Raw genomic sequence first — 23246 nt, forward strand, 5'->3', positions numbered from 1 at the left:
GCTTGTTGTGCGATACGGGGCGGATTCTTGTTGCGCGCGGGCGGTGTGCCGCGCGCGGCTACTTAACCTTGACGAACGTCCAAACCACCACGTCGCCATCGGAGAGCTTGTATGAGCTGCAGGCCGTGCTGGGCATCGAGCCGTTGACCGTGTAGGTCCAGCCGGTCTGGGCGTCCGCGGCGACGCCGTTGATCGACGTCACGTACGCGCCAAAGGCCCCCCAGCTGGCCTGGGCCGACCACCCGGCGCTCGCAAGGGCGTCGTACACCGTCGCGCCCTCCTCGAACGTCAGCGTCACGGGGCCCGAAACGCCCCCGCCGCCCAGGCTGCCATCGGCGGAGATGGTAACCGAGACCCTTTTGGGCTGGTCTTGCCCCGATCCGGGAGCGCCTCCCGCCGATCCCCCGCCGTTGGAGGATGAGCCCCCAGAACCGGAACCGGAATTTCCGCCTGCCCCGCCATTCGAGTTGCCGCCGGAGCCGCCGTTCGAACCGACGCCGGAGTTACCGCCCGCGTTACCGTTCGAACCGCCCGCCGAGTTGCTCGAGCCGTTCTCGTTATTCGAAGCCCCGCGATCCGATGTGTCGGAAGTTCCCGAGTCGGACGAGGGGTCTTCCGAAGAGGAGGAATCTCCGTTCGAGTCGCTCTTGTCCGCGGCGCCCGCTTTGTCGCGAGAGGAGCCGCCCTCGGCGCCTTCGGAACGCGCCGAGGCATCGTCATCGGGATCGGCCCCATCCGCAGAGGAACTGCCGCTCCCCGCCACGAGCTCCGCCAATCCGGCATGGGGAGCAGAGGCTCCACCCGTCACGAGCGACCACGCGGACACGCCGATCAACGCCACGCATATGCAGGCGCCCACTGCCGCCATGAGCAGGCGCGCACGCGGTATCGACGTGCATTGGGCAGGTGGGCCCGCAGGGGCGGTGGAATCTCCAGCCGCGCCCATCACCACCGAGCGAACCGCGTCGTCCGGGGCGCTGCCTGCGTGCGCCTCCGCCGCGGCAGCCGCACGTCCTGCACCCGGCCCCGCCTCGGCGGCCGCACCGCTTGCGTGCGGCACGGCCTCAGCAGCCGCACCGCCTGCGCTCCGCTCCGTCTCGGCAGACGTATCCTCCATGTGCACGCCCGCATCGGCAGCCGTATCCTCCGCGCACGGCGCCTCTTCGGCAGCCGTATCCTCCGCGCACGGCGTCTCTTCGACAGCCGCCTCGTTCTCTAAAGGTTCTTCGAAACCGTTGCTCGCATCCTTCTTGTTCATACGCACTCCAACCTATGCGCGGCGCCGCATGCGCACAAGCCACGCGCCAATCAGCACCAGACCGATGACGCCGGCGACCAAGCCTGCCACCGAAAGCATCCGGACGGAATCCGCCTGCTCACCGTCGGTGTCGCCGCCCTTGCGGACGTTCTTGCCGGCAGTGGCGCTCAGCGCACCGGACGCCTGCTCGGCATCCCGCTCATCCCCGTCGCCCTCAGGCTCATTGGTGTCCTCAGATGCAGTCTCCGCACGCGCCAAGGGCTTCTTTCCAGGAACCATCGCGGTGCCCGCCGGAGCCTTCCCGCTGCCCGCGGCGTTGTCGCCCTTAGAGCCCTCGTCTCCCGAGCCGTCGGCGCCGGAGTTGGTGTCGTCGCCCCCAGGCTTCTGCACGCCATCGTCCTCGGACTCCGGCGTGTCGCCCTCCGGCTTCTCCGGCTTGTCGGGGTTATCGGTCTCGGGCGGCTCCTGATCATCGGAGCCGTCGCCGCCCACGCCCGCAATGGCGAACAGGGTGCCCGAGTCGTTCACGTAGTACAGCGACCCGTCGGGGCCGACCGTGATCGAGCCCATGCAGTAGTTCTGCTTGTCCTCGCTCGGCGTGTAGATGCGCGAGGCGGTCGCGTCGCCCACGCGGTAGCGATACACCCCTCCGGGCAGGCTGTTCGCCGTGAAGTACACATAGGTTGCTCCACCCTGCGTGGAAACGACCGGGGCGCTCATGACATTCGAGCCCTCGAGCTCAGTGCCGTCCGCCGAGGTGATCGAATGCTCGACCTGCAGCGTCTTGGCATCGATGACCGCCAGCACGCCGCAGCGCGCCTGTCCGCCCGAAGACCCCTGGACAAGCTGGCCGCCAACGTACAGGCGGCCGCCCGCAAGGGTCGGCGTGCCCGTCGAGGCGGAGGCGAACTGGACCTTGCCGGCCTCGCTCAGCTCGCCGTCCGCGCCCACGCGCACCTTATGCAGCACGCCGTCCACCGTGACCACGTAGACCGTGGATCCGTCCGGGTCCGCGACGACCGTCGAGCGCACACGGGCGCCCAGATCCAAGCCCTCGCCCACGCGCGTGCCCCGCTGGGAGTCGACCGCGTACACAAAGCCGGTGTCGTCGCCCATCACCAACAGCGAGCCGACGGCCGCGGCGCCCGCCCAGTAGTACCCGGCGTCCGCGTTCTCCGTCTTCCACTTGACCGAGCCCGTCTTGATATCGACGCACACCAGGTAGCCGCCGTACGAGGCGCTCCAATCCGCCGCCGCCGTGCCAAAGTACACGCACCCGTCCTTGACGATGAGGGTGCTCAGCGACTGCTGCTCGCCGCCCTGCTCGTTTGCCGGGAGCTTCGCCGTGACCCACACCGTGGTGAGCGCATCGGCCGTGAGCGCCTGAAGGCGTCCCCCGGAGAGCGGCACGACGACCACGCCGTCCGCATACACCATGCGCGCGATCGAGTCGATGGGGGCGGCCAGGGCGCCCTCGCGAACGGTCTTGCCCGTTGCGGGGTCGATCTGCAGCAGCTTGGCCCCCGCGGCGATGTAGACGTACGAGCCCACGTAGATGGGGTCGGAGACGTTGGTGGCCCAATCGGCAGAGTCCTTGATCGAGGACACCCAGGACTCCTTCACCTCGCCCGTGGGAGTCGCGGCCTCGGTATTCGACCCGCTGGCATAGCCCGGCCACGCGCTCTCCCACTCGGGGCGCGGCGCGTCAGGATCGGGCACGACGGGCAGCGGCTCGGGCAGATCTTCCTCAAAGGCGGAATACGCCCACGTCACCGCGTCGCCCGCCTTGAGCATCACGCTGCCGGCGCCCAGCTCGGACGCCGTGCCGTTGACGAACAGCTGCCAGTACTTTCCGGTCGCCTGGTCCCAGCCGAGCGCGTCGCCCGTGTAGGGCGAGGTGATGGTGTTGAGGTACCACCCGTAGCTGCCCGTTCCGTAGTCGGCCTTAAGACCCGCCTCCTTAAACAGGAGCTCGGACGCCACCGCGGCAGCCATGCCGTTTTCGACGGTCAGGCGGGTGTTTGACGCCCAGGTCACGTTGTTGCCGTTGGCGTCGGGCCCTACCACCGAGACCGACACCTCGAATGCGCCGACAGGGGGAATGCCGTCCCCGAACGCGGAATACGCCCACGTCACGACGTCGCCCGCCTTGAGCGTCACGCCGCCGGCGCCCAGCTCGGACGCCTCGCCGTTGACGAACAGCTGCCAGTACTTTCCGGTCGCCTGGTCCCAGCCGAGCGCATCGCCCGTGTAGGGAGAGGTGATGGTGTTGAGGTACCACCCGTAGTCACCAGTCCCGTAGTCGGCCGTCAAACCGGCGCGCTTGAAGAGCTGCTCCGAGGCATCTGCCGCCGTCGAGCCATCCTCCATCTCAAGGGACGTGCTGGGGGCCCAGTACGCATGGGCGCCGTCGGCATCGGGACCGACAACCGCGAGCGTCACGTTCAGCTTCTGGGCGTCTTCCGCGTCCTCCTCCTGGGAATCTGCGGATTCCACGGCGCTTGCGTCTTCCGCAGCGTCGTCGCGGTCCGCTCCGGCCTGCGTCGAGTCCGGACGCCCGGTTGCCGTCACGCCGGCGGCGAGCTGCCCGGCGCCGTCAGAGCCCTCGGGCTCATCGGCCAAACCGCCCGGGGTTTCCTGCTGGACATCTCCAGTCGCGCCCGCGCCGGCACCCGCCGAGCCGTCGACGGCATCTTCCTCCGGCGCGCCCTGCTCCGCGTGCACCGCGTCGTCTTGCGTCGCGCCTTCAGGTGCCGCACCGCCTGCAACAGGTGCACCCGACTCCGCACCCGGCTGTTCCGCGCCCTCATCGGAGGCCGCCGCGACCTCGGATGCGACCGGCTGAGATGCAGCCGCCACGGCCCCATCGATGCCCAACGCCTCGGCAAACGCCGCGGTCGGAACGGACGCGACCGTAAGGGCCGCCAGCAAGACTGCCGTTACCACGTGACGGGCAACGCCACAGCACGGCGCCGCCTTGTGGGATCTGAGCATGCAGATTCCCCCTTCAATCCAGGGCCCCGCCCATCCCTTTGGGCATTTGCAGGCAGAGAGGCGATCCGACTTATCCCTGTGCCGCACGCGCGCGCCGTCCGATCTGCAGCGCGCCCTCGCATGCGCGGGAATTACGGTTACTGGAATAGCCGGGGACTTGCACCCCGATTCTCCTGGCCACACGGGAACCCCGTGCGGCCGTGCGTCTCCGCACCATCCACCGAGCCATTGATATGTATCCGGGTCATCATAGCGTATGCCGCCCCGTCAAGCAGCTCGCGCGCTTTTTGGCTACATCGCGGGCGGGCGATTCTCGGCGACCACGCCCACCACGGGGTGCGGGACGTACGGCGCCTCGATGCGCGCGATCTCCTCGAGCGTGAGCGTCAGCTCGGTCGCGGCGACGGCCCCGTCGATGTGATGCGGCTTGGTAGCCCCCACCACCGGAGCGGTCACCTTGGTGAGCAGCCAGGCGAGCGCGACCTCCGTCATGGTGACGCCGCGCTCCTGCGCGATGTCCGCCACCGCCTGGATGATCGGCGCGTCGACGTCCGCCGTGCCGTCGTACTTGCCATGCGCGTACGCGTCGAGCTGCAGGCGCTTGCTCGTCTCGCCCGGATGCTTGGACAGACGGCCGCCCGCCAGCGCCGAATACGGCGTGAGCGCGATGCCATGCGTCGCCGCAAGCGGCACCATCTCGCGCTCGTCCTCGCGGGCAATCGCGTTGTAATGGCCCTGGTAACTCACGAACGGCGTCCACCCGTTTGCCCGGGCGATCGCGTTGGCCTCGGCAAGTTGCCACGCATAGCAGTTGGAAATGCCCAGTGCGCGAATCTTGCCCGCGCGCACCTGCCGGTCGAGCGCCGGCAGCAACTCCTCGATGGGCGTGTTCCAATCCCACATGTGGTAGATGTAGAGGTCCACGTAGTCCATGCCCAGGCGCGCGAGGCTCGCGTCGAGAAGGCGCTCGACCTTGGCGTCGACCGACTCCGTGCCGTGCTCGCCCGGCATTTCCCCCGCCGGCGCATGAAGGCTCCCGAGCACGAATTTGGTCGCCACAACCACGTCCTCGCGGCGCGCCAGCGAGGCCAGCGCGCGGCCCACGTACTCCTTGCTCGTTCCGTTTTGATAGCCCATGGCGGTGTCGAAGAAGGTGATGCCCTCGCTCAGGGCCTGGGCGATGATGGCCTTCGAATCGTCATAGCCCAGCGTCCACGCGTGCTGGCCGCTGCCGGGGTCGCCAAACCCCATGCAGCCCAAGCAAATGCGCGAAACCTCGATGTCGCTGGTTCCCAGCTTTGCGTAGTGCATACATGTCCCTTTCGTCTTCGCAAAAGGCATCGCCGTCATGCGGAAAGCGAGCGCTCCCTAACAACCGGTTCCGCCTTGCGGCGATTCTAGAGCCTGGAGTCGGCTCTAGGGCAAGCGGAAAATCTCGGAGCATTTCAAAACGGGGAAACCCATGGACAGCAGACGACAGCCCTCCTACAATCGCCTTGAACATATCGCCCCCTTCTCCGGATGGGGGCAGCGCGCGTGCGCCCACGCGCCGGCACCGTAGGACGTTGAAGGTGACCGGCATGTGGGCGCATTTTCAAAGGAGGAGAAATGAAGCGCTTTGTGACCGAAGACTCGTTTTGGGAGCTGTTCCCCGGCGCGTCGTTTGGCGTCGTGGTCGCCCAGGGCATGAAGCCCGCCGCGGAAGTCGATGACGAGGCGCTCGCCGCGATCCGCGCCCTGCTCGCACGGGCGAACACGCGCGCCGAGCGCCACCTCGAGTCGCCCACGCTTTCCGAAAACCCCGCCGTGCGCGTGTGGCGCCAAGCCTACCAGCAATTCAAGACCAAGCGCGGTGCCCGTTGCTCCATCGAGAACCTGCTCAAGCGCGTGCTCAAGGGCAATCCCGTGGGCTCCATCTCGCCCTCCGTCGACATCTACAACGCCGTGAGCCTCACCTACGCGTTGCCCCTGGGCGGCGAGGACATCGATGCGTTCGAGGGCGACCTGCGCCTGACCATCACGCAAGGCGGCGACGCCTTCCTGCCGCTCGGCGAGGGCGCCGAGGACGACCCCACGCTGCCCGGCGAGCTCGCCTACCTCGATGACGCCGGCGCGGTTTGCCGCTGCTGGAACTGGCGCGATGGCGTGCGCACCGCGTTGACGGACGACACGCGCAACGCCTTCCTGATTGTCGAGTGCGTCGACCCCGACCGCCTGGAGGACTGCCGCGCCGCGACGGACGAGCTCGCCTCCCTGGTTGAGCAGCACCTGGGTGCCACCATCGCGGTCAAGGACCTCGTCACGAATGGCCACCGCGAGGTCGCCATCGAGGCGTAGCTTGCCCGCGATCCAGCACACAGCATAAAAACGGGAGGCGGCAGCTCTATGGGCTGTCGCCTCCCACGTTACGTCGTGACAGTTGGCACCGCCCCATGCGCGAGCCGGAATGTTCACAGCTGGCTCACAGCTGGCGGATCGGGGTTCCCTCAAGGTCTCGATGGGCGGCGTGCTCGTGCTCCGCGGGGGCGGCCTCAGATGGGCCGCAATCCATCTCCTTGCCCATATGGGAGACGTATTCCAAGCGTTCGTCGGTGGGCTTGGTCGCAACGGTCCACGAACGCATGATGCGCGGAATGGCGATCCAACCCGCCAGCGCGCACACCACCAGCAGCAGTACAAAGAACATCAGGTTGACAGACATGACCGCTCCTTTCGACGTGGCCCGCACCGGCAATCGGCGCTCGATTGATATGGTTCTTCCTACCCCGGCTTTGACGGATTAACCATGCCTTTCCGCCAACGGAGGAATATGCCACGCGTGGAATCCCTCTGCTTGGGCAGTGACAACACACTCGAGCAAGAATTCAACGATTTGTTGCAGTCAAATGTCTCCCTTGCAAGTATCGCCTTGATCTTGCTCAGCAAAAGACGAGGTCAGCGCTTTGGCAGTATTATGCTTACTTGATATCTCCCTCTTTGACTGCAACAAAACGATACCTTTTGCGTTCAAAGCGGAGACAAAGCATTGGAGCCACGTCATCTATGCGCCCAGTGAGCAGACGCACCGCCTTGACGTTGGCGGTTTTCCATACCTTTCCGTCAATGCCACACCGCACGCGCCGTATTTGGGCAACTCAAAGAATAGCTTCTTGCCCTAAAGCTCGCTCCAGATACTAAGATGACCCCAGACGCGTCGAAGACGATGAAGGGAGCCCTCATGCGCATTGCGGAAGTTGCGGAAAAGTACGACATCAGCGCCGATACCTTGCGGTACTACGAACGCATCGGCCTGTTGCGTCCCGTGCGACGCAACACGGGCGGCGTGCGTGACTACAGCGAGGACGATTGCATGCGCATCGGGTTCGTCAAATGCATGCGCGGGGCAAATGTCTCGATCGAGGCCCTCATCGAGTACATGCAGCTCCTCGACGAGGGCGACGCGACGCTCGAGGCGCGCAAGCAGATTCTCATCGAACAGCGCGAGGCCGCACGCGAACGCCTCGCGCGCGTTCAAGAGGGGCTCGATCGGCTGGATTACAAAATTGCCCACTACGACGAGCTGCTCGCCGGGCGCGGAAGCTGCAGCGCGGCGGGAGCATGCGGCGCAAAGTAGCATCTGTCGCCGCCTGCACGCAGCCACACGGCAGGCCACATAGCACTCGCTCACCGTCTCTGGCATGCGCGAACCCAAACGTCTTTGACAACTGCGAGCCCAAACAAGAAAGGAATCACGCTCATGAAGGTATCGCTCGTCAACGGAAGCCCGCATAAGCACGGCTGCACCAACCGCGCCCTTGAGGAAGTTGCGCGCACGCTTGCCGAGCAGGGCGTGGACGCGGAGATCTTTTGGATTGGCGCCAAGCCGATCGGAGGGTGCGTGGCGTGCGGCGGTTGCAACAAGCTCGGCCGCTGCGTGTTCGACGACCAGGTAAACGAGTTCCGCCAGCTCGCCGCGCACGCCGATGGCTTTGTGTTTGGCGCTCCGGTCCATTACGCGCATGCCGCCGGCAGCCTGCTCGGCTTTATGGACCGCCTGTTCTACGCCAACGGGCGCGCGGGGCAACCGAACGTGTTCGCCCACAAGCCCGCCGCCGCCGTGCTCAGCGCCCGTCGCGCCGGCACCACGGCGTCCTTTGACGACATCAACAAGTTCTTCACCATCTCGCAGATGCCCGTGGTGAGCTCCCGGTACTGGAACAACATCCACGGCAACACCGCCGAAGAGATCGAGCAAGATAAAGAGGGGCTCGCCACCATGCGCATGCTCGCGCGCAACATGACATGGATGCTCCGCTGCATCGAGGCCGGTCGCGCCGCGGGCATCGAGCCGCCGGCGATGGACCCGGACATGGAGTTCACGAACTTCATTCGCTAGACGGGCAGATGGGGGGCGACATCCGCCCTCAGCTGGATGGATGTCGCCCCTAACTGGGCGGATGCCGCCCCTCAACGCCTCGACGCCACCTCCAAACGAGCAGGCGCCGCCCCCAACCGGGTAGGCGCCGCCTCCAACCGGGTAGGCACCGTCTCTCGCCAAGCGGGTGCTGCCCTCGATCAAAATAGCACCCTGAGTAGCACCCTGAGATGAGTGGGCGCATGAACAACGGGGCGGCCCACACTGCGCCCCGTACTCATGAAAGCACAAGGCGGTTGCGTCAACCCTGATCGCAAGAAGACCTGCAAGCGCACGGTCGCGGCACCCTGCACGCGGGCGATTGCGACCGCTCTACCCGCGGGCGGCGTCGACGAACGCGCGCCACAGCTTGAAGTCCGTCTCGAGCGTGCGCCAGGTGTACTCGGGGTGCCACTGCACACCCAGGCAGAAGCGCTGGCCCTCGACCTCGATGGCCTCGGACACGCCGTCGGTCGCGACGGCGGTGAGGCGCACGCCCTCGCCGAGCTTGTCCACGCAGCAATGGTGGCTCGAGTTCACTTGGACCTCGCCGCGCCAATCGAGCACGCGCGACAACAGCGAGCCGTCCTCCACGACAATGGGGTGCGCGGGGTCGTGCAAAATGGGCAAATGGCGCCAGTGCACCATGCCCTCGGGAACGGGCAGGCTCGGCACGTCCATGCACAGGGTGCCGCCCAATGCCACGTTAAGGATCTGCATGCCGCGGCACGTGGCGAAGATCGGCTTGCCTGCGGCGAGCGCGGCGCTGATCAACCGCAGCTCAAAGGCATCGCGCTCGTGGCATAGCAACCGCTCGTCATAAGGCTCTTCCTCGCCCCATAACGCCGGATCGACGTCCTGGCCCCCGGGAATGGCAACGCCGTCGGCCATGTCGATATAACGCGCCAGCACGTCATCGTCGTCGGTGAGCGACATGATGAGCGGCACGCCGCCCGCGGCAAGGATCGCATCGAGAAACACCGTTGCACCCGTCTCCTCGGGCGCCAGACGCTCGGGCATTATCAGGCAGGGCTGGCATTGCTCAAGACGCGGGGCGACGAGGATGATTGGTCGGTTCTGTGCTGCCGTCATGGTTAATGCCCCTTAATCGAATTCAGGAAGTCGCGGGCACGCTCAGACGTGGGGTGGTCGAAGAACTCGTCGGGGGCGCCCTCCTCCACAATGGCGCCGTCCGCCATGAACACCACGCGGTCGGCCACGCGGCGGGCGAAGTTCATCTCGTGCGTGACCACGATCATGGTCATGCCCTGGCGCGCCAGGTCGACCATGACGTCGAGCACCTCGTTGATCATCTCGGGGTCGAGCGCCGAGGTCGGCTCGTCGAACAACATCGCCTTGGGGTGCATGGCGAGCGAGCGGGCGATTGCCACGCGCTGCTGCTGGCCGCCGGAAAGCTGCGCCGGCACCTTGTGCGCCTGCGAGGCCACCCCCACGCGCTCGAGCAGCTCCATGGCACGGGCCTCCGCCTCGGCCTTGGGCAGACCCAGCACCTCGGTGGGGCCGAGCGTCACGTTTTGCAGGATACTCATGTGCGCGAACAAGTTGAAACTCTGGAACACCATGCCCAGCTCGGCGCGCATGGCCGCGAGCTCCTTGCCCTCCTGGGGCAGAGGTTGTCCCTCGATGAGGATTTCGCCGGAATCGATCGTCTCCAGGCGATTGATGGCGCGGCAGAGCGTCGACTTGCCCGAACCCGACGGGCCGATCACCACCACGACCTCGCCCTTGCCCACGGAAAGGTTCACGTCCTTGAGCACGTGCAGGTCGCCGAAGTGCTTATCCACATGGCGCAGCTCGATGATGGGGGTAGCCTGAGCGGCGCGGTCGGCTGAGGTTTCTACGTTTGAGGTCATATCGAAATCCGTTCTCTCGAAGGAAGGGGAGGCTCGCAGGGCGGGGACCGCTGCACAAAGGCACCGTAGGCCGTACTCTCACGCGGCGCCCTGCGGGCAAGCTAACACTACGCGGGGTTGGTGCTGTAGCGGCTCACCACGCGGGTGCCGCTGCGGCGCGCGACGTACACGGACAGCTGGTTGATAGCGTAGTTCAGCAGAATGTAAATCACGGCCACCACCAAATAGGTGCTCACCAACGCATCGTAGTTGGTTATGAGCACGCGCGCGTTCTGCAGCATGTCCGGATAGCTCACCACGTACGCCACGGTGGTGTCCTTGACCACCACGACCAGCTGGGAGATGAGCGAGGGGATCACATAGCGGATGGCCTGGGGCAGCACGATCTTGAGCTTGACGCGAAACGGCCGCATGCCAAGCGCCAAGGCGGCCTCGGTCTGCCCGCGCGGCACGGCGTTCATGCCGGCGCGAAACACCTCGGCGAGCACGCCGGAGGCCGCGAGCGCCACGGGCAGGGTGATCATCCAAAACGACGACATCCGGATGCCGTACTGCGGCACCACCAAAAAGAAGAAGTAGATGAGCAGCAGGCTGGGCACGCCGCGGAAAAAGTCCGTGACCACACGGCACAGGGCCGCAAGCCAGCGTATCCCGCTCGTCCGTCCCAGCATGAGGGCGAGGCCCAGTACCAGCGCGATGGCGCCGGCGGTGAGCGCCACCGTGAGGGTGCCGCGCAGGCCAGCCATCAGGTACGCCCAGGTGCTCCCCCAGGTAAAGAACTCCCAGTAGCGCGGATCGAGCTGACCGGTCGCCCAAAACTGATACACCACAAAACCCAACAGCACCGCCACCAGCACCGCCGAGACGGCCGTGCCGATGCGGATCTTCATGCGCATCTTGGGTCCCGGGGCCTCGTAGAGGGCATCGCGGATGCTGAGTGGCGCTGCGGCGCGTGCGCCCGCCTTGGTCTGTGCACTCATCGCGCGATCCTCACCTTTCTATCGATGCGGTTGCCCATGAACGCGATGGCAACCGCCGTGAGCGCGTATCCGGCAGCGGAGACGGCGAACGCCAAGATGCCGCCCGTGGCACGCGTGTTGATATAGGACACGACGCCCGTGAGCTCCGCCGGGTCGAGCGGCACCTGCGAGCCCAACGAGGTGGTGAGCATCACGGCGATGAGCAGGTTGGTCATGGGCAACACCGTGGTGCGCAGGGCCTGCGGGATCACGATGCGGCGCAACATCTGCCCAAAGGAGAGCCCCAGCGAACGCGCGGCCTCGATCTGCCCCACGCCGATGGTGTTGATGCCGCTCATGAAGTTCTCCGACCCGAACGCGGAGGCCACGAGCACGACGGTGAGGATCACGCAGGTGCGGTACGGCAGTACCAGGTTCAAGCTGGGCAGGGCGTACACGATGATGATAAGCAGCGACACGCCCGGGATGTTGCGAAACACTTGCACGTAGCCGTCGCCCAACCAGCGCAGCGGCTTGAACGGGCACACGCGCAGTACCGTGATGCCGACGGCGAGCGCCATGACCAGCGCGAAGCACAACGCGGTCATTCCCCATGTCGAAAGCAGGGCGTCCACGTAGTTTTGCCCGTACGTGGACAGCAGCTCGGATAAGCTCACGCGCCTCTCCTTCCCCCAAATCAATCGTTACCTGCGAAAATAATAGCGGAGGCACCCGCCTGCCCGCACGAGATGCGTCGAGCAAACGCGAGTGCCCCCGCCCAATCATCCCTCGCATAAAGCCCGCCGCATGTGCGGACCGCGCGGTGAGACCTTACAGTTCGCCGATGGTGGGCGGCTGCGGAACCTCGTCGATCTCGGCGCGGTCACCGATACAAAGCTTCCACAGCTCCTCCCACGTGCCGTCCTCCTCGATCTTGGCAAGGAAGTCGTTCACGAACGCCACGCCGTCGGAGTCGAGCGGCATGCCGATGCCGTACAGGTCCTCCGGGCCAAAGGGCTCGCCGGCCATCTTGTACTTGCCCGGCTGCTTCATCATGTCGGAGAACAGCATATTGCGGTCGATCACGTAAGCGTCAACGCGCTTTTGGGCGAGGGCCGAACGGGCCTCTTCGTCGGTCTTGAACTCCTGCAGCTTGGCATCGGGGCAGAGCTCCTCCATGATGCTCGGGCCGGTGGAGCCGGACTGCGCGGCGACGTTCTTGCCCGCCAGGTCCTCGAGACCCTCGATGCTGTCGTTGTCGGCGAGCACCAAGATGGACTGCTGCGTACTGTAGTACGGACCGGCGAAGGAGATGAGCTTCTTGCGGTCCTCGGTGATGGAATAGGTGGCGAACACGGCGTCAACCTGGTCGTTTTGCAGGACGGACTCGCGCGTGTCGGAGGTCACCTGCGTGGACTCGAACTTGGACTCGTCGCCCAAGATGTAGCGTACGAGCAGCTGGGACAGACCGGCGTCGAAGCCGCGGAGCTTGCCGTCCTTCTCGTTGAGCAAGCTAAAGAGCATGGAGGTCTGGACCACGCCCAGGCGCATGGTCCCGGCGTCCTTGATCTTTTGCGCCCACGTGCTCGCGGCGATGGTGGCGTCGTCAGCCACGGCACCGGAGGCAATCAGCTTGTCATATGCCTCTGCATCGAGGGCCGCAGGCTCCTGGTCCTCGGATGCGTTTGCATCGTCCGAACCGGCGGGCGCAGGGGCGGGCTCGCCGCCGCACGCGGTGAGGCCCAAGGCGGCAACGCCGGCGGCAGCGGCGCCGAGCACCTGACGGCGGTTGAACATGAACGAACGAGTGCTGTTGCTCATGAGATTCCTCTCCCTCTTCATCGGTATCACTTTAGTTTGCCGAAGTGATTGCGTTATTTTGTCACATTTTTGCGACAAGTATGGTGTCTTTTACCCGCAGACAGAAACTTGTAACAGCACGCAACTCGTCGGACGAGGAAACTCCATGGCGCCACACCGCGAGGCCCGACATGTCAGGAACTTTCGGTATTGGGAAGCTTAATGGCCATCGCTCGAGTAGACCGCGGCAAATTCCAACAAAACCCCAGTTGGCAGAGAGCAGAAATGTCGGTCTACTCGATGAGAGGCGAAAGAGCTTCCCAATACCGAAAATTTGTATGCCCAAATGAGCTCGAAGCCTAAAAATCGCGAAGCGCGGAGCGGATATCGGCGACGATCGCCTCGACGGTTGTGCCATTTTGAGCGAGCAGCTCTTCGGCGTCGAAACGGTCGGGAAAACCCTTATGCACGCCATAGCAAAGCACACGGACGGCGGATGGGCCCAGGTACCGGGCGATTTTCTCGCCCCAACCGCCCTCGAGCACGCCGTCCTCGAGCGTCACAAACACGCGATGCGAAGTCGCGAGGCTATCCAAAGCGCGTTCATCCAGCTCGGTGGCAAAACGCGGATTCATCAAGGTGGGAGTTACATCTTGCTCGGTGAGTGCATCGCACACGCGCTCGCCCAGGCCAAAGAAGCTGCCAAGCGCCAGCACTGCAACATCACTGCCAGCGCGAACCGTCCGGTAGCGCGGCTCGTCAAAGCTCACAGGGAGCCCCGCGCAATCGGCGCACACGGCGTCGCGCGCCTCGCCGCCTCGTGCGACCGTCTCGCCTGCCTCCTCGTGAAGGACCTGCTCGCCAACAGTGCGACCCACTTTCGCGGAGCACGGGGCGACGCCGGCGTCGATAACTCCGTTAGCCAGCAACTCCGGACGCGAGACCACGCCGTTGCCGGGAACGCGAATCACCACGGGACGCTCGTTTTGCGCAAGCGCCCAGTCCAGCATGGCTTCGTACTCCTCGCGACACACCGGCGCCAAACAGCGCAGATTGGGCAGCGCCCCCTGCAGAGCAAGGTCGAAAAAGCTCAGGTGCGTGGCATCGGCGGTGCCGAACACCGACGAACCGAAGTCCAAAATGACTGCAGGCAGGCTGTTGAGGCACAAATCGTGCCAGAATTCATCGTATGCACGCTGCATAAACACGCCGTAGAGCCCTAACACGGGCTTGGCGCCGGCGCGCGCGAGGCCCGCCGCGTAGGTGACCGCATGCTCCTCGGCAATGCCCACGTCCACGAACTGCTTGCCCGCGCGAGCGCGGCGCAGGGGCGTGAAGCCCATGATGTAGGGCGTGGCGGCAGAGATCGCCACCACACGGCGATCCGCCTGCATGCGGTTGAGCAGGTAGGCGCCCGTAATGCCGGCGTAGGTCTCGGTGTCCTCGCAGCGATTGCGCGGAAACACGTCATACGCGCCCGACTCGATGTCAAAGGGGCCCACATGGTGCCAGTTCTCGGAGTCTGCCGCGGCGGGCTCGTAGCCGGCGCCCTTAGTTGTGCACAGGTGCAAAACAACCGGATGGTCAATGCCGCGAAGCTCGGCGAGCACGCGCTCGACGGCCGCCTCGTCGTTGCCCTCGGCCAAGAAGCGGTAGTCCAGGCCCAGCGCGCGGAACAGGTTGCACGGGGCTTTGCCCTCGCTCTCGCGCAGCTCGGCGAGATTGCGGTACAGACCGCCATGGTTCTCGGCGATGGACCAGCCGTTGTCGTTGACGATCACGATCACGCCGGTACCGAGCTCGGCAAGATTGTCCAAGCCCTCAAACGCTAACCCGCCCGAGAGCGACCCGTCGCCAATCACGGCGACCACGTTGTAGCGCTCCCCCGCCAGATCGCGCGCCTTTGCCATACCGCAGGCAAGGCTCACCGAGGTAGAGGTGTGACCCATGGAAAAGAGGTCATGTTCGGATTCGTCGGGGCTGGTAAAACCGGATAGGCCGCCGAACTCCGCGGGATCGAGGTAATTCGAGGCGCGACCGGTAAGCATCTTGTGCGCGTACGTCTGGTGCGACACGTCAAAGATGAGCTTGTCCGTGGGCGAGTCGAACACGCGGTGCAGCGCCACGGTCAGCTCGACAACCCCCAGGTTGGAACCGATATGACCGCCCACCGAGGCGGAACTCGTCAAGATGGCACGGCGGATCTCGGCGCACAGCTCGGGCAATGTCTCGGGCTCGAGGCGCTTCACGTCCTGCGGCGATGAAATGCGTTCCAGCAGCATGCGAGCGACGGACCTCCTTGTGTGCCGATAGATGGCTTTCTCTTACCGTAAGAGTACCAGTTTCGCACACTCCGGTGTTGAAGTTATGGGGCGTCGGATGAATGGGGCGCGAGAGAATCCCGCGCCCCATCCACCCGTAGGGACGGCTTTCTTTTACACATATCTGCCGCGATACTCCCTATGCGCGGAGCGTGCACATGCGCGGTCGTCCCCCGTGCGCGCAGGCCCGGATGCGCCTGACCTGCGGCGTGAACGGCGCGCGGTGTTTTTACACTATGCGCGGTGCGTGCGGCGCTTTTGCACCATGCGCGCCACCGTGAGCGCAAAACCCACCGCAACGAGCGCCGCGGTCACAACGTAGACGAAGTGGTGCCCGTACAGGAAGATGTCCGGCCTGCCCTCGACAAACGCCGTGACCGGACGACCCGCCGCCACGCTCATCTGACCGTACAGCAGCGACGTGGAACCGGAAATGCCCACGGCCATGCCCAGGTAACGCGCCAGCGCGCTCGCACTGCCCGCAAATCCAAGCATCTCGACGGGCACCGACCCCATGATGAGCGAGTTGTTCGGCGCCTGGAAAATCGAGGTGCCCAGCGATGCGAGACCCAAGAACAGCAGAATCTGCGGAATGCCCTCGCCCATGCCGAGCGTACCGATGAGGAAGAGGCCCGAGGCAAACGTCGCCAGGCCAAGACACGTGAGCGGCTCGCAACCCACGCGGTCGGAGATCGCACCCGAAATGGGGCCCGCCACCGCGTTGACCAGCGGGATGATGCAGAAGATCAAACCCGAGAGGCCCGGGTCGAAGCCGCGGGCATCCTGCAGGTAGAACGGGGTCATGAGCTCATAGATGCCAATGGCGACAAAGCTGATGAACAGGCACGCGAGGTTCACCATGAAGTGCTTGTCGCGGAAGAGGTCGAGGTTGATGAGCGGCTCGGCGCAAGCGCGCTCGTGGCGCACAAACAGCGCGAGCAGCACGATGCCCGCCACCAGCGCGGCGACCACGAGCGGACCGGCATTGCTCTGCAGCATGGTGATGGAGAGGAACGTAAGGAGCATGCCCGGAATGAGCATGAGGCTGCCCACGACGTCCATCTTGCCGGGCTTGTGGTCGCGCATGGTGCGAGGCAGGGTAAAGTGGCCAATGACCAGCGAGATGAGGCCCACGGGGACGTTAATGAGGAAGATGTATTCCCAGGGCAGCACCGCCACGATAAAGCCGCCGAGCACGGGCCCGCACATCATGCCGAGCGCCACGAAGCTCGCCAGCAGCCCGAGGGCGCGGCCGCGCTCGCGTGCCGGGAACGCCTCGGTGATGATGCCCATGTTGTTGGCCATGGCCGACGCGCCGCCGATGCCCTGGACCGCGCGCGAGATCACAAGCGCGGGCAGCGTGGTGGAGAGGCCGCACATGAGCGAGCCGATGCTGAAGATCACCACGCCCACCTCAAAGTAGCGCACCTTGCCATGCAGGTCGCCCAGGCGGCCAAACACGAGCAGGAACGCGCACATGGTGAGCAGGTACACCGAGGAGACCCACTGGATCTGGTCGAGCCCGGCGTTCAGGGCCTTTTGCATGACGGGCAGCGCCACGTTGACGATGCTCGAATCGAGCGTCGCCATGAACGTCATGATGAGGACCGTGAACAAAATGGCCCACTTGTTCGGTGTCTTGACGGCATCGGTCGGGTGATTCATGCGCTTCCTTCCCACAAAACCTTCCCACAAAAAGAGCGGGCTCCCACCTCATAGCAGCTTGAGCTGGGAACCCGCATCGGTTCGTTGTGGCTATTTTTACCATGAGGCGCCACGGACCTCCATGCAGATATTGTCACTTCATCGCAAAACCAAGGGCGTCGCGGAGCGGGCATAAACCTGCCGCGAAAGTTACCTCTCGGTGGTCAAAAAGGACGCGCAACGCATATCTCCTCTCCGAGAGTTAACTCTCGGAGAGGAGATTGGACGTCCTGTAAAACAAAGGAAGCAAGGCGCGTGGAAAACGCATCATGCGGGGGCGAGCAAGCTTTCGAGTGGGGTCGATCAGGCTATCGAGCCGACTCGAGCTCGAGGAGGGCGCGCTTGCGACCGAGTCCCCCGGCATATCCCGTGAGCGCACCGTCGGCGCCCACCACGCGATGACACGGAATGATGATGGAAACGGGGTTGCGCGCGACGGCGGCACCGACGGCCCGTGCCGAGGTTGCGGCATCGGAGGTCTCGCGCCCGGCCAGCGCCGCATCGGACGAGGCTTGAGCCCCATGGGCGGCTATGGACAGGCCCCGCTCTCCGTGGGCAGTGGAAGCACCGGCAACATCCGGCTCCCCGTCGGCCGCGTCCGGCTTCCCGCCGGCTGCATCCCGCTCTCCACTAGCCGCGCTTGAGCTCCCTAAACCAGCCGATGCGTTGGAGAAACCCCGACCACAAGAAGACGCAAGCGCTCGTCTGTCACCGATCTTGCGTGCAAGATCGCCGTACGTGACCGTCTGCCCGTACGGAATCTCAAGCAACGCAACCCACACGGCATGCTGGAACTCAGTGCCCTCGACGTGCAGAGGGGGCGTCCAACGCGGCGCCTGACCGGCAAAGTACGCATTCAGCCACGCCCATGCACGCTCGAGCACGCTCACGGCAGCCGTGTTCTGAGGGTCGCTCGCGCTCATGGGATTTCCCCCGGAGGTCGCATCGCAGCCCTCAATCACCTCGTCGGCAACCACGGGCGAATCACAAACAGCCGCATCGGTCTCCACCGCAGAAAACGCGCCCTTCTGCATGTCGAACGAGCGCTCACCGCCCGTGAGCGTGGCGCCATAATGAGATTGGCCCACAAACCACAACCCGGTGAGCCCCTGCGCGTCGGCGGCAAGCGTTATGTCGCCCAACGGCGAGTGATAGGTGGTGGTTATCATGCGAACGGCCCCTCTCGTCTAACCAGCCCATTGTACCGCGCGCGACGAGGCTGTGTGCAAAAGGGGCCCATCCCCTTTTGCACATCGCAGGGGTACTCGAGTCGCCGGTCAACGCAGAGCCATGCGGGTCGCAGGTCGCTCCGATCGCACGGCTGCTCGACTCACAGGCCCACCCCGATTGCAGAGCCCCTCGAACTGCAGAGCACCCAGAACGCCAGGACGCTCGGGCTGCGGCTCCACTCGGATCGCAGGGCTCTCAAGCCGTAAGACCGCTCGGATCGCAGGGCCGCTCGGGCGCGGCGCCACTCGGATCGCAAGGCCACTCTGAACACTAGGGCGCTAGGGTTGCAGAGCCACCCAGCTACTCGGCGCTCTTAAGAGCGCCCACCATGTCGATCTTGTCGAGGCTACGGTTGGTGAAGCGGTTGATGATGAGCGTGAACACGAGCGACATCACCGATGCGAACACATACGTCTGCGGCTCCACGATCGTATCGAAGAACAGCGACGGCATGCGCAGCACGTAGGTGAGGAAGCGCGTGATCACGTACCCCAGCGGCCAGCCCGCCACGATGCCGATGAGCGTGAGGATGATCGTCTCCTTGTTGATGTAGCGATACACCTCGCGCCTGCGGAACCCCAGCACCTTGATGGTGGCCAGCTCGCGCTCGCGCTCGGAGATGTTCGTGTTGGACAGCGTGAACACCACGGCGAACGCCAGGGCACCGGCCATGACCGTGACCACGTAGACCACCACGTCGATGATCTTGAAGCTCTCGCCAAAGCTGTCGGCAATCTTGGCGGAGCTCGACACGCTCACAAAGGTATCGCCGGCGGCGAGCTCGTCGGCAAGCTCGATCTTTTCGGCGTTCGAACCGTCGAGGTTCGCAAAGAGGGCGTTCGGCACGCACGGCTCGCCAAAGGCCTGCCCGTAAGCGTCCTCCGTCATGTAGATGAAGTTGCCCAAAAAGCTCACGGTGATGCCCTCGGCGCGAACCGTGCCCGTGCGCAGCGTGGTGTCCTGCACCTTGAGCTCGTCGCCTATCTCCAAGCCCAAGACTTGCTCGATGTTCTTGGTCACCAGCGCGCCGGCGCCCTCGCGCGGCAGCTCCAGGTCCTCGCCGCCGATTGCGGGCTGCAAGAACGTGGTGCTGGAGCCGTCCTCGGTGCGCATGTAGGCGGAAAGGTCCGCACCGTTGGGAACTACCACCAACTGGACGCTCTCCTTGACGCCGTCGAGCTCGACCGTCACCGAGTCCACGCGCGCCTCGAGCATGGTGTCCACCTGGCCGGTGGCGCGCAGCTCGCGCTCGCCCTGGGCGAAGTCGTCATCGGTGGTCACGGCGAGCAGGTCGTAGCGCACGACGCCCTCGCTGCCGTACTGGCGCGGCTTGAGCGAGATCACTGTGTCGCGAATACCCAGGCCGCAGATCATGAGCGCCGTGCATCCTGCGATGCCGAACACCGTCATGAGGAAGCGCTTCTTATAGCGGAAGAGGTTGCGCGCACTGACCTTGTTGAGGAAGGAGAGGCGGCGCCACAGGGGCGTGATGCGCTCGAGCAGGATGCGCTTGCCGGCACGCGGGGCCTTGGGGCGCATGAGCGAGGCGGGCGTTTCCTTGAGCACGTGGCGGCACGCGAGGAACGTTGCCCCCACGATGCCGACGGCGAACAGCGCCATGCCGAGCACCGCCGTGGTGGGGTTGTAATGCAGCTGGAACGCGGGAAGCGCGTACATGGTGCGAAAGATGGTGAAGATGACCTCCGGCAGCACGATAAAGCCCAGGGCGTCACCCACCAGGCCGCCGGCCAGGCACGCTGAGAACGCATAAGCCAGGTACTTCGCCATGATCTGCACGCGGCTGTACCCGAGCGCCTTGTACACGCCGATGAGCCCTCGGTCCTCCTCCACCATGCGCGTCACCGTGGTGAGGCTGATGAGCACCGCCACCGTGAAGAAGATGAGCGGGAACACCGTGGCGATGGACTCGATGGAGCTCGCGTCCGACTCCACGCTGGCGTAACTGGGCAGCGAGGTGCGGTCCTGGATGTACCAGGCGGCACGCTCGATGCCGTCCACCTCGGTGCGCGCGCTTGCAAAGGCCGCCTCGACGTCCGCCTTTTGCTCGTCGAGCTCGGCCTGGCCCTGAGCCGCCTGCGCGGCACCAGCGTCGAGCTGGGCCTGACCGCTGGCGAGCTGACGCTCGGCATCGGCGCGCTTGCGGTCGAGCTCGGTCTGGGCGGCCGAGAGCTGCGGCGCGCTCAAGGCGGCATCGGCAAGCATGCCCGCCTGGCTCGCGAGGGCGGGCAGCTGTTCGCTCAAACTCAAGATGCCCGTCTTGATCTGGGCGATCTCGCGCTGCAGCTGCTCGATTTGCGCATCGTTTTCCGGATAAGCGTCGACGAGGGCACCCAAGCGCGCGGCGTCATCGGAGCTCAGGTGACCCTGCTCCACAAGCGGGTCGAGCAGCTGGTGGACGCGGTCCTTTACCGCGGGGTCGCCCGTAGGCAGCTTGCCCACGGCATCGCTCAGCTCGTCGCACAGCGCAGCGCCTGCGCGGGCGCGTTCGGCGATGGCGGCGGCATAGGCGTCAATCGCCTGCGTGAACGGCGCTTTGGCCGAGGCGTCGCCGTTTTGCAGCCGCTGCCATTCGTCCGCCGGCCACGCGGAGCCCATCATCGAGGCGAGCGTGTTTGCCCCCGCCATGGCCGTATCGATCTGAGCGCGCGTGGCATCGAGCTGCTTTTGGGCCGCATCGAGCTGCTCGCGGGCCTGGTCGCCCTGCTCCGAAAGCTGCGCGAAACCGGCTGCGACCTGCGCCAGCGCAGCGTCGATCTGCTCTTGCGCGCTCGCGAGCTGCTCGTTCGCCGCGTCTTGCTGCTCGTCGATCTCCTCGTTCGCGCTGGCCTTGACGCCGTCGGTGCGCGCGTCCTCGCGCTCCTCGCGAATACCCTCGGCGCGTTGCTTTACATCGTCGACGAGGGCCTTGTACTCGTCGGAATAGGTCATGAGGTCGGACGCGCCCGTCACGGCGAGGTAGGCAACCGTGAACGTATCGCGGTCCAGTACCGCGCCTGGCGTGAGGAAGAACGCGTACTGCGCGCCGCCCGTGCTGCGAAACGACATGCTCTGGCTGCCGGCGTTCACGTCCATGGGATCGAGCACCGCGCCCGTGATGGTGTAGGAACCGCGTTTGAAGATGGGAGTCGACTCGGAAGACGTCGAAGCGGAATCCTCGCCCGCGGCACCTTCGAGAGCAATGCCTTCACCCGCGGCGCTCTCGTCCGCAACGCCCTCGTTCGCGGCGCCCCCGGTCGCGGCGCCTTCACCTGTGGCGTCCTCGCCGGCGGCAACAGCGCCTTCACCCTTGGCGCTCTCGCCCGCAGAATCCTCGTCCGCCGCATCTTCGGCCGCGGCGTCCTCGGTCACCGTGTTCTCGTCCTCATCCAAACCCTCGAACGTGACCTTGTCGCCGATCTTCTTGCCGCTCGCATCGAGGTACTTCTGCGTGACGGCGACCTCGTTCACATCACGCGGCAAGCGGCCCTCGAGCACCTGGGGCTCGTTCAGTCCGGCCGGGGAAAGCGCCTTGACGTCCACTTTCTGACTCGCGTCGTCCACCGTGGTGTAGGCCGTCTCGGAGTAGCCGCCCTCGGCGACATCCACGCCGTCGAGCTTGCCGAGCGCCTTGATATCGGCGCTGTCCAAGCCGAGCGTCGACTGGATGGAGACGTCGAACAACCGCTGGTCGTCATAGTAGCTGTCCGCCGTAAAACGCAGGTCGTCGCAGGCCGCCTTGAGGCCCACGAACAAAGTGACGCCCAACGCCGTGATGACCGCGAGCGACACGAACTTCTTGAGGTTTCCCGTGATGGTGCGCCGGATATCCGTGGAAAAGGCCGCCGGCATCACGCTGCGGCCTCCGCGAGGGGCGCGCTCAACGCGAACGCGCCCCTTGGTGCTCGCGTGCTCTTGCCTGTTTCTCCGCTTACTCACACGCGTCCCCTACCACTCGATGTCCGCAATCGGGGTGGGGTTGGCGTTCACCTGCATATCGGTCACACGGCCGCTGTTGAAGCGGATAAGGCGATCGGCCATGGGCGCGAGCGCGGAGTTGTGCGTGATGATGAGCACTGTGATGCCGTCGCGGCGGCACGTGTCCTGCAGCAGTTGCAGCACCTGCTTGCCGGTCTGGTAGTCGAGCGCGCCGGTGGGCTCGTCGCACAACAGCAGCTTGGGGTTCTTGGCGATGGCGCGGGCGATGGACACGCGCTGCTGCTCGCCGCCCGAGAGCTGCGCCGGGAAGTTCGCCATGCGCTCACCTAAGCCCACTTTGCGCAGGCATTCGGCGGCATCGAGGGAATCGGGGCAAATCTGCGAGGCGAGCTCGACGTTCTCGAGCGCCGTGAGGTTGGGCACCAAGTTGTAGAACTGGAAGACAAAGCCCACGTCCGCGCGGCGATATTCCACCAGATCGTCCTCACTGGCCTGGCTCACATCGCGACCGTCCACGATCACGCGCCCGCTCGTGGCGGTGTCCATGCCGCCCAAGATGTTAAGGGCCGTGGTCTTGCCCGCGCCCGAGGCGCCCAAGATCACGGCGAGCTCACCGCGCTCGACCTCGAAGCTCGCGCCGTCGAGAGCGTGCACCTCCGAGCCGCCCGACCCGTATATCTTCATGACATCGCTGAACTCGATATAGGCCATGCCGTGCCCCCATACCGCGAATTTCCCATATTAGTTTGATATACCCACAAGCATAGGTGTCATGCC

At 65.1% G+C, this 23246-nt stretch carries 17 protein-coding genes; 3 read left to right on the plus strand and 14 right to left on the minus strand.

Features of this window, described 5'->3' with window-relative positions:
• Positions 1-58: 58 nt before the first annotated feature.
• The 3 genes from LK434_RS06745 to LK434_RS06755 all read right to left on the minus strand — a co-directional run bounded on the left by LK434_RS06745 (position 59) and on the right by LK434_RS06755 (position 5563).
• Complete coding sequence (locus LK434_RS06745; RefSeq protein WP_227917682.1) at positions 59-1258, minus strand: DUF4430 domain-containing protein; 1200 nt, start codon at positions 1256-1258, stop codon at positions 59-61.
• Positions 1259-1270: 12 nt separating this feature from the next.
• A complete protein-coding gene (locus LK434_RS06750; protein ID WP_006719847.1) occupies positions 1271-4252 on the minus strand; it encodes a DUF4430 domain-containing protein in 2982 nt (993 codons plus the stop codon).
• 291 nt (positions 4253-4543) lie between these two features.
• Positions 4544-5563 carry an aldo/keto reductase gene (locus tag LK434_RS06755; protein WP_040360490.1) on the minus strand — a complete coding sequence of 340 codons (1020 nt, stop codon included), beginning with the start codon at positions 5561-5563 and terminating at the stop codon, positions 4544-4546.
• 297 nt (positions 5564-5860) lie between these two features.
• Between LK434_RS06755 and LK434_RS06760 the strand changes: the two genes are divergently transcribed.
• Positions 5861-6589: a B3/B4 domain-containing protein gene (locus LK434_RS06760; RefSeq protein WP_006719842.1), complete on the plus strand. Its 729-nt coding sequence runs from the start codon at positions 5861-5863 to the stop codon at positions 6587-6589.
• A 124-nt stretch (positions 6590-6713) separates the two neighbouring features.
• Here LK434_RS06760 and LK434_RS06765 read toward each other — a convergent pair whose 3' ends face one another.
• Positions 6714-6953 (minus strand): hypothetical protein, encoded by a 240-nt coding sequence (locus LK434_RS06765; RefSeq protein ID WP_006719840.1) that lies wholly within the window; start codon positions 6951-6953, stop codon positions 6714-6716.
• A 516-nt stretch (positions 6954-7469) separates the two neighbouring features.
• Here LK434_RS06765 and LK434_RS06770 point away from each other — a divergent pair.
• Positions 7470-7865: a MerR family transcriptional regulator gene (locus tag LK434_RS06770; RefSeq protein WP_040360489.1), complete on the plus strand. Its 396-nt coding sequence runs from the start codon at positions 7470-7472 to the stop codon at positions 7863-7865.
• 123 nt (positions 7866-7988) lie between these two features.
• Positions 7989-8627: a flavodoxin family protein gene (locus LK434_RS06775; RefSeq protein ID WP_006719831.1), complete on the plus strand. Its 639-nt coding sequence runs from the start codon at positions 7989-7991 to the stop codon at positions 8625-8627.
• A 351-nt stretch (positions 8628-8978) separates the two neighbouring features.
• Here the strand turns inward: LK434_RS06775 and LK434_RS06780 are convergent, their stop codons facing one another.
• The 10 genes from LK434_RS06780 to LK434_RS06830 all read right to left on the minus strand — a co-directional run bounded on the left by LK434_RS06780 (position 8979) and on the right by LK434_RS06830 (position 23180).
• The gene (locus LK434_RS06780; RefSeq protein WP_006719829.1) at positions 8979-9737 is read right to left on the minus strand and encodes a gamma-glutamyl-gamma-aminobutyrate hydrolase family protein; all 759 of its coding nucleotides are present in this window, start codon (positions 9735-9737) and stop codon (positions 8979-8981) included.
• 2 nt (positions 9738-9739) lie between these two features.
• Positions 9740-10519, minus strand: a complete 780-nt coding sequence (locus LK434_RS06785) for an amino acid ABC transporter ATP-binding protein (RefSeq protein ID WP_006719827.1) — start codon at positions 10517-10519, stop codon at positions 9740-9742.
• Positions 10520-10626: 107 nt separating this feature from the next.
• Positions 10627-11499, minus strand: a complete 873-nt coding sequence (locus tag LK434_RS06790; protein WP_006719825.1) for an amino acid ABC transporter permease — start codon at positions 11497-11499, stop codon at positions 10627-10629.
• Positions 11496-12155, minus strand: coding sequence for an amino acid ABC transporter permease (locus tag LK434_RS06795; protein ID WP_040360488.1), 660 nt, complete (start codon positions 12153-12155; stop codon positions 11496-11498). Before LK434_RS06795 ends, LK434_RS06790 begins: the two co-directional genes overlap by 4 nt.
• A gap of 154 nt (positions 12156-12309) precedes the next feature.
• Positions 12310-13299, minus strand: a complete 990-nt coding sequence (locus tag LK434_RS06800; protein ID WP_040360487.1) for a glutamate ABC transporter substrate-binding protein — start codon at positions 13297-13299, stop codon at positions 12310-12312.
• Between the two features lie 338 nt (positions 13300-13637).
• Positions 13638-15560 carry a 1-deoxy-D-xylulose-5-phosphate synthase gene (locus LK434_RS06805; protein WP_006719817.1) on the minus strand — a complete coding sequence of 641 codons (1923 nt, stop codon included), beginning with the start codon at positions 15558-15560 and terminating at the stop codon, positions 13638-13640.
• A gap of 273 nt (positions 15561-15833) precedes the next feature.
• Positions 15834-17264, minus strand: coding sequence for an MFS transporter (locus LK434_RS06810; RefSeq protein ID WP_006719814.1), 1431 nt, complete (start codon positions 17262-17264; stop codon positions 15834-15836).
• Positions 17265-17611: 347 nt separating this feature from the next.
• Positions 17612-18472: a methylated-DNA--[protein]-cysteine S-methyltransferase gene (locus tag LK434_RS10635; protein WP_006719809.1), complete on the minus strand. Its 861-nt coding sequence runs from the start codon at positions 18470-18472 to the stop codon at positions 17612-17614.
• Between the two features lie 361 nt (positions 18473-18833).
• Positions 18834-22382 (minus strand): FtsX-like permease family protein, encoded by a 3549-nt coding sequence (locus LK434_RS06825; protein WP_457766485.1) that lies wholly within the window; start codon positions 22380-22382, stop codon positions 18834-18836.
• Positions 22383-22478: 96 nt separating this feature from the next.
• A complete protein-coding gene (locus tag LK434_RS06830) occupies positions 22479-23180 on the minus strand; it encodes an ABC transporter ATP-binding protein (protein WP_006719804.1) in 702 nt (233 codons plus the stop codon).
• Positions 23181-23246 lie beyond the last annotated feature (66 nt).

Origin of the sequence: Collinsella stercoris DSM 13279 (assembly GCF_020735465.1) — a bacterium.
Lineage (GTDB): Bacteria > Actinomycetota > Coriobacteriia > Coriobacteriales > Coriobacteriaceae > Collinsella > Collinsella stercoris.